This is a genomic window from Roseburia sp. OF03-24 (assembly GCF_003463035.1).
GTDB lineage: Bacteria > Bacillota > Clostridia > Lachnospirales > Lachnospiraceae > Roseburia > Roseburia rectibacter.
The window spans coordinates 109,523-117,536 of sequence record NZ_QSCK01000010.1 but is presented as its reverse complement, the minus strand read 5'-3'; the positions used below and the strand labels follow the sequence as shown (position 1 = coordinate 117,536).

At 40.6% G+C, this 8,014-nt stretch carries 8 protein-coding genes and 1 tRNA gene; all 9 read right to left on the bottom strand.

The window, feature by feature from the left end; translation table 11 throughout:
• Positions 1-531 precede the first annotated feature (531 nt).
• Positions 532-619: transfer RNA gene (locus DXA60_RS06960), tRNA-Ser, on the bottom strand.
• Positions 620-792: 173 nt separating this feature from the next.
• Positions 793-1,851: a Gfo/Idh/MocA family protein gene (locus DXA60_RS06955; RefSeq protein WP_117920619.1), complete on the bottom strand. Its 1,059-nt coding sequence runs from the start codon at positions 1,849-1,851 to the stop codon at positions 793-795.
• A 97-nt stretch (positions 1,852-1,948) separates the two neighbouring features.
• Positions 1,949-2,500 (bottom strand): Fe-S-containing hydro-lyase, encoded by a 552-nt coding sequence (locus tag DXA60_RS06950; protein ID WP_117920609.1) that lies wholly within the window; start codon positions 2,498-2,500, stop codon positions 1,949-1,951.
• A 102-nt stretch (positions 2,501-2,602) separates the two neighbouring features.
• On the bottom strand, positions 2,603-3,448 hold the full coding sequence (locus tag DXA60_RS06945) for a fumarate hydratase (protein ID WP_117920608.1): 846 nt from the start codon (positions 3,446-3,448) through the stop codon (positions 2,603-2,605).
• Between the two features lie 41 nt (positions 3,449-3,489).
• Positions 3,490-4,635 carry a putative ABC transporter permease gene (locus DXA60_RS06940; protein ID WP_117920607.1) on the bottom strand — a complete coding sequence of 382 codons (1,146 nt, stop codon included), beginning with the start codon at positions 4,633-4,635 and terminating at the stop codon, positions 3,490-3,492.
• Positions 4,636-4,813: 178 nt separating this feature from the next.
• A complete protein-coding gene (gene panD / locus DXA60_RS06935) occupies positions 4,814-5,206 on the bottom strand; it encodes an aspartate 1-decarboxylase (RefSeq protein WP_117920606.1) in 393 nt (130 codons plus the stop codon).
• Positions 5,207-5,219: 13 nt separating this feature from the next.
• On the bottom strand, positions 5,220-6,065 hold the full coding sequence (gene panC, locus DXA60_RS06930; protein ID WP_117920605.1) for a pantoate--beta-alanine ligase: 846 nt from the start codon (positions 6,063-6,065) through the stop codon (positions 5,220-5,222).
• Between the two features lie 12 nt (positions 6,066-6,077).
• Positions 6,078-6,905: a 3-methyl-2-oxobutanoate hydroxymethyltransferase gene (gene panB, locus DXA60_RS06925; RefSeq protein ID WP_117920604.1), complete on the bottom strand. Its 828-nt coding sequence runs from the start codon at positions 6,903-6,905 to the stop codon at positions 6,078-6,080.
• Between the two features lie 32 nt (positions 6,906-6,937).
• Entirely contained in the window at positions 6,938-7,855 is a 918-nt protein-coding gene (locus tag DXA60_RS06920) for a Rossmann-like and DUF2520 domain-containing protein (protein WP_243006798.1), read from the bottom strand.
• Positions 7,856-8,014: the final 159 nt, after the last annotated feature.

Sequence of the window (8,014 nt, the reverse complement as noted above, 5' to 3'; positions counted from 1 at the left end):
AGCGTTCATCCTGAGCCAGGATCAAACTCTCATGTTTAAAAGTTTTCCTGTCCAGTTATAAACTGGCTTAATCAGATTTATTTCTGATTTACTGTTTTAAGGTTGTTTCTATATAGAAACGTTCGTGTGTTGTTATTCACAACACCCTGAAATTCATTGAATCTTTCAAGGTTATTTCACTGTTCAGTTATCAAGGTTCTTTGTTTTGTTGTCGTTCTCGGCGACAGCTTGTTTATTATATCTTATCAAGACTGGTTTGTCAAGAACTTTTTTCATTTTTTTGAAAGTTTTTCTTTCAATCGGTTTTGTCCGATTTGTTATCTCAAACACGACAACTCTGATATCTTATCATGTGTTGTTCTGTTTGTCAAGAACTTTTTTCTGATTTGTTGTAACTTTTTGAATTTTCATGTTTTTTCAAACAATTTGTAATTCTTATTTTTCACAACTCGTTTATATTACCAAAGTTTGTGATGTTTGTCAACAACATTTTCAAAAAAAATTTGAACAACTCATATTGTAAATAATAAGCGGAGAAGGAGGGATTTGAACCCTCGCGCCGGTTACCCGACCTATACCCTTAGCAGGGGCACCTCTTCGGCCACTTGAGTACTTCTCCAAAGTCTTTATTTATCAATATGATATTGTTCGTGCGCCGTAACGCATGAATAACTATACTAAATCTTTCCTGATTTGTCAACTATTATTTTCACATTTCTGTTTTTTATTCCCGGAATACGGATTTATAATTATTTATATCACAGAAAAGGCATTTTAAATGCCAGTATACTTTTACCATATCTCTCCCGGATATTTCATATTCCATTCTTTCCTTAAACCTGTCATAATATCCATGACATCTTTTGTATCAGATATTCTGAGTTTCCGGATATCTCCCGTCTCTATTGCATACTCCATATCTTCCATTTCATATTGTAAGGCCTTTTTTGTATCTCCTGCTGTCACAATATGGCGCACCCCGGACTCAGCTTCCACAATCACCGCCTGATCTGCCCGCGGATATTCCATGATTTCAATATATCCTTTTTCACAACTGATGACTGCACGTTTTGGCTGTTTTGAATGTAAGGATAAAGCAAGCGCTGCCATTTGTGATTCTTTGTTCATCAGTAAAATGCCTGCCTGTTCATCCGCGCCGGTAGGTGCAAATTTTACCTGGCTCAAAACCTGATCCGGTTTGCTCTCCATAAAACTGCGTGCAATACTGAGTGCATAGACACCGATATCTAACAATGCCCCACCTGCAAGATTCATATTAAAGAAACGGTTATCCATATTATATTCTTTATAACTTCCAAAATTAAGCTGGATCATCTGGACTTTTCCAAGTGCAGGTATCCCTTCTTTCAACCAGTCTGCAATCTCTGCATACTCTTCTTTCAGATTTGAAGAAAATTCTCCCGTTTTCCCCGCATCGATAAATTCCCATAATTTTTTATAAAGCGGCATATGCCAGATTGTCATCGCTTCTGCAAAAATAACATTATTTTCCTTTGCAAGCTGCAATGCTTCATCCAGTTCAAGACTGTTTAAAGTAATTGATTTTTCACATAACACATGCTTTTTATTTTTCAGCGCTTCCCTGACAAATTCGATATGGGTGTTATGCGGTGTAGTGATATAGATCACATCCACCTGTGGATCAGTAAACATCTCATGAAAATCATCATATACTTTTTTTACCTGATATTTTTCCGCAAATTTAACTGCTTTTTCATGAGTACGGTTTCCCACTGCATAGAGTTTTTTCCCCATGGTATTTAAAGCCTGCGCCATCTCATTTGCGATCACACCAGTTCCAAGAACTGCCCAGTTTAAATTTCTTTCCATAAAATTCTCCATTCCTGTGCTGCTTTCCAGTGAAAATCTCTTTTTCATCTGCATGTCGGTGCATAAACACAAATCCTCACATGTAAAAATTTTATTCTTAAATGGATGCAAATTCCCTGATCGCTGTTTCATAAAGATTATTCCCCTGACTATCAATGACAACGATAACCGGGAAATCTTTTATCTCAATCTTGCGGATTGCCTCTGCTCCAAGATCCTCATAACATACAATCTCTGATTTTGTGATGCATTTTGATAAAAGTGCTCCTGCACCACCGATCGCCGCAAAGTAAACTGCATGGTTACGTACAATCGCATCAATAACTTCCTTTGTGCGTTTCCCCTTACCGATCATAGCCTTTTCTCCAAGGTCAAGTAATGTCGGTGCATATTTATCCATACGTGAAGCTGTTGTTGGTCCTGCCGAACCGATTGGTCTCCCTTCTCGTGCCGGAGACGGTCCCATATAATATATTGTGCTGTCCTTAATATCGATCGGCAGTTCTTCTCCACGCTGCAGTGCCTCGATCATTCTTTTATGTGCAGCATCCCTTGCTACATAAATCGTTCCTGTAATATAAACATAATCACCAGATTTTAAATCTTTTGTGACTTCTTCCGTAATCGGTGTTGTAATGTGTTTATCCATGATAACCTCCATTCTTACGCTGCTTTTAAGCGCATCACAAGTTTGTGCGAAGCACAAATCCTGCGTGTGAAAAATGTATTTTGCATTTGAAAAGTCTTAATCTCAGACTGTCCTTACTACATGACGGTTTACATGACAACAGATATTAACAGCTACCGGAAGTCCTGCGATATGTGTCGGATAAGTATTGATATTGACTGCAAGTGCTGTTGTCGTACCGCCAAGTCCGCCCGGTCCAATGCCAAGTTTATTGATCTTTCCAAGCAGTTCTTCTTCCATATCTTTCACGTAAGGGATATCGGAATGTTCGCCAACCGGACGGGTCAGCGCTTTTTTTGCAAGAATTGCACATTTTTCAAACGTACCACCGATCCCGACTCCCACGACCATAGGCGGGCATGCATTCGGTCCTGCATCTTTTACGGCTGTTAATATGGCATCTTTCACTCCTTCGATACCATCTGCCGGCTTTAACATGAACACGCGGCTCATGTTTTCACTTCCGAATCCTTTCGGTGCAATCGTAATCTTTACTTTATCTCCCGGTACGATGGAATAATGGATAACTGCCGGTGTATTATCTTTTGTATTTTCACGGATCAATGGATCTTTTACAACAGATTTCCGTAAAAATCCTTCTGTGTATCCCTGACGCACGCCTTCGTTAATGGCATCCTCGATCGCATCTCCCTCAAAATGAACATCCTGTCCAACTTCTAAAAAGATGACTGCCATTCCGGTATCCTGACAGATCGGTATCATCTCTTCATCTGCGATCTTTAAGTTATCCTGAAGCTGGTTTAAGATTTTTTTACCAAGTTCGGATTTTTCTGTCTCAACTGCCTGCTTCATTGCAATGTCCATGTCTTTGGAAAGATAATGATTTGCTTCAATACACATCTCTTTGATATTTTCTGTAATTATCTGGGTATCGACTGTTCTGATCATGTTTTCTCCGTTTCTGCACTGCTGCCCGCTGTGCGTTTATTTTATTTTTGTTCCGGCTTGTCTAAATGAAAATGTTTTTTAAATTCCGTCAGAGTCTTATCGTTCTCTCTTGACTTCATATCAGGGAATGCCTTCATAAGACGCTTAAAACCAAAGTTCTTCTCCTCAAAAAGATGTTCATATTTTTCGGAAAGTTCGGAAAGTTCCGCCTTTTGTCTTTCGCGGTTTTTCTTCCACTCTTCGGATTTTTCAGTCCAGGCATTTTTCTTAGCTTCAAAACTGCTCTTAGCTTCCATAATATTTTCTTCCAGCACAAGTCTGGCATTTGCGGCAGTATCTGCAAATTTATCTTTCGCTGCGCCGGTTGTTCCTGTAATCTTATCTTTTGCTGCACCAGTCGTTCCTGCAATCTTATCCTTTGCAGTTCCAGTTGTCTCAACAATTTTATCTTTCGCTGCACCAGTCGTTTCTGTGATCTTTTCTTTGGCACTGCCCGGAATCTCCATCAGGTTATCCTTTGTTTCCGCTAATTTATCCAGCAGCTCCGCATGTGTCTTCTGGAATTCTTCTGATTTTTCTACGATGTCCGTCACGTTCTCATAAATGTTTTCTCCGATCTCATCAGACAGTTTATGTATACGTTCCGCCATTTCATCCATAACTTTGAGTCGTTTATTAAATTTCAGGATTGTTGCAACGGTAATGCCGCAGTCCACAAAAAAGACAGTCATGATAATACACAGCAATATTACGCCTGGAATATGCGGCATCAGCGTAATTCCTTTATAAATGATCGGATGCAGAACATCCATGATAAATGTACATGCAAGTCCCCAGTAGATGGAAAATTTGAGGCAGACATAGCCATGAATATTAAACGGCTTGTCAGAATAATCCCACCACTGGTTATGAAATACTTTTTCAAGCAGATATCCTGTAATATATTCCAGAATGGATGTCAGTAAAAATGAACCGATAAACAATATCAACAGATTTTCTTTCAATGGGGTTAACACCGCAACGACGATCACAACGCCACAGCCATAAATCGGACAGTAAGGCCCATTTAAAAATCCACGGTTTACAAAAATTCCACGGTCTAAGGCTGCATAAGATACTTCCGTACACCAGCCGATAAAGGCATAAATGATAAAAATCCATACGAGTTCATAAAAATTCTGCGGCATATTTTCCCTCCATGTAAACAGATCTATTTTTCAAAAAATGAATTTTGTTCTGCAAAAATAAATTGACATAACTAAAAAAGCAATAAATTATAAATAATTATAACTTATTGCTTTTTATGATTCAACTGTTACCGTTTCACCAACGCCACATTCTCATATCTGCTGTTACCGGATTTCTTTAACGGATCGCCGATATCTCCCCATGATGTTCATAGTTTGTAATCTCAGTCGTATGGTTATTTTTATCTACAAACACAACAACCGGTTTCTGCTGTTTTGCCTCTTCCGGCGTCACATCTGCATATGCCATGATGATCACTTTATCATTCGTCTGTACCATACGGGCTGCTGCACCGTTTAAACAGATGACTCCGCTGCCGCGCTCTCCTGCGATCGTATAAGTTTCAAAGCGTGCGCCGTTGTTTACATCCACGATCTGTACTTTTTCATATTCGAAGATTCCGGCATCCTCTAAAAGCTGGATATCTACGGTAATACTTCCCACATAGTCAAGTTCTGCCTGTGTTACGGTCGCGCGGTGGATTTTTCCTTTTAACATTGAAATTGTCATATTTTCCTCTTTTCTAGTCCTCGATCATAAAGTTGTCGATCAGTCTTGTTTTTCCGATATAGACTGCCATTGCTGCAAGTATGCCGTGTTCGATTGTATCGATCTGCTGCATTGTGGATAAATCTACAATTTTGACATAATCGATCTTTGCCAACGGTTCTTTTTCAATTTCCGCGGTCATTGCAGCAATCACTTTCTTACAGTCACGCTCGCCTTCTTTTACCATTTTTTCACCAAGGAAAACAGAACGGCTCAGAACAAGTGCAGCTTTTCTCTCTTCCGGAGAAAGGTATGTATTTCTGGAGCTCTTTGCAAGACCATCCTCTTCACGGATGATCGGACAGCCGTGGATGGATAATGGCATGTTTAAATCTTTGACCATACGTTTGATGATTGCTAACTGCTGCGCATCTTTCTGTCCGAAATATGCATTGTCCGGAGTCACAATGTTAAACAGCTTGGATACAACCGTACATACTCCACGAAAGTGAACCGGTCTGCTTAATCCACAAAGTTCTTTTGTGAGCACATCCATATCCACAAAGGTACAGAAGTTATCCCCATACATCTCATCCGGTGTCGGATGGAAGATCAGATCAACTCCATGCTCCTCACAGAGTTTTGCATCATGCTCTAAATCTCTCGGATAACTTTCTAAATCTTCATTTGGTCCAAACTGGATCGGATTTACAAAAATACTGACAACTACTTTATCGTTATTTTTGCGTGCCGCATCAATAAGGCTCGCATGTCCCTCATGTAAATAGCCCATGGTCGGAACAAAACCGATCGTATTTCCTTCTTTTTTCCACTCTTTTACCTGTTCTCTTACTTCATTTATGGTTGATACGATTTTCATTTTTTTGTCCCCCTAATATAATTTTTCGATCACGGAATCGTCTATTTTAAAACAGTGCTCTGCTGACGGAAATGTTCCCTCTTTTGTCTCTTTGATGTATGCTGCCATTCCCTCGCGCATTGCATCACCGACATTTGCGAATACTTTTACGAATTTTGGACGGAAATCACCGTACATGGCAAGCAGATCCTGATAAACAAGCACCTGACCGTCACAATCTGCGCCTGCCCCGATACCGATGGTCGGAATCTTAAGTGTCTCCGTGATTTTCTTCGCAAGTTTTGCCGGTACACATTCCAAAACAACCATGCATGCACCTGCTGCTTCAACTGCCTTCGCATCCTCGATCAGTTTCTGTGCCGCTTCGATATCTTTGCCCTGTACTTTAAATCCGCCAAATGCATTGACTGACTGTGGTGTCAGTCCAAGATGTGCAACGACCGGGATCGATGCCTGTACGATTGCCTTGATATGCGGGGCAAATTCTACTCCACCCTCTAATTTGACTGCGTTTGCCCTGCCCTCTTTCATCAGGCGTCCCGCATTGACCACCGCATCATAGACGGAAGTCTGGTAGGACATAAATGGCATATCTGCAACAACAAATGCATTTTTTGCTCCTCTGGTCACTGCTGCCGTGTGATGGATCATATCTTCCATGGTCACGGATAATGTATCATCATAACCAAGCATGACCATACCCAGTGAATCTCCGACTAAGATCGTGTTCACGCCGGATTCATCCATGATCTTCGCGGTCGTGTAATCGTAAGCCGTTACCATTGTGATCTTGTCGTGTTCGTCTTTTTGCTTCTGCAAAGTCAGTACTGTGTTTTTCATTTTTCATTCTCCATTCCTGCATGTGAAAATCTTTATTTTTCACACGATTTTTCAATTTTTGTCGGCATGAAAACTTCTTTCATTGCCGCATAATCTCTATCCGGATTTTTCTGCTCCGCAATCTCTAAAAGCTGCTTTGCATTTTCCAGATAGGCTTTTTTCATGTCAGCATTCAATGCATCCAGATGTTTCTGTACGGTATTTTTGTCACCGCGCTCCACAGGTCCGGTCAGGGAAGCAATACATCCCTGTGCATGGATATTTTCCAGATTGCCTTTTGCAAGCCGGTACAATTCCTCATTTGCCTGTTGTTCCGTAAAACCGCACTCTAAGAACAGTTTTTGTGCCATAAAAAATACCGCCGTCATATGGTTTGATGCCAAAGACGCCGCTGCATGATATTTGATTTTGTTTTCCGCAGAAATAAAACAGGTACGGTTTCCCATCTGCGTAAACATGTCTTGGATATTGGAGATATTTCGTGCATCCCCCTCAATGGTGAACAGTACATCACCAAGCGCCTGCCAGGATGTTTCCCTGTCACTGATGGCACAGAGTGGATGAATAGAATAGGCCATACTACCAGTACGATCTATATCAGAAAAGATGTTCGAACTGTGAATCCCGCTGCAGTGTGCAATGATTTTACCATGGGTATACGGTCTTGCCGACTCCCAGACTTCCCTGATTCTGTCATCAGGTACGGTAAAAAAGATCATGTCGCTGCTGCTAATGATTTCTTTGATACTTTGATATTGCTTTGTGTGTGTAAAATTTGCTGCCCATGCGGCAGACTCTGGGCTTAGACTATAATAACCTCCTACTTTCCTGCCCTTACTGATAAAATATTTTCCGAGTGACACGCCGACTTTCCCGGCGCCAATAAAACTGATCTGCATGCGATCCTCCCCTTTTTTTGTGGAACAAAATACAGACTCTTTTACGAGCATGAATTTTCTCCTCCGGTAGAGCAGCATGCGACTGTCTCATTCCGTCGACTGACGGATACAAGCGGTTTTCCTTGTTTTATTCTCTTTTTCTGATAAAAAATATGTTCTGGTATGATTTCCTTGTATACGGAATATCATCCAGAACATACTATAACACTT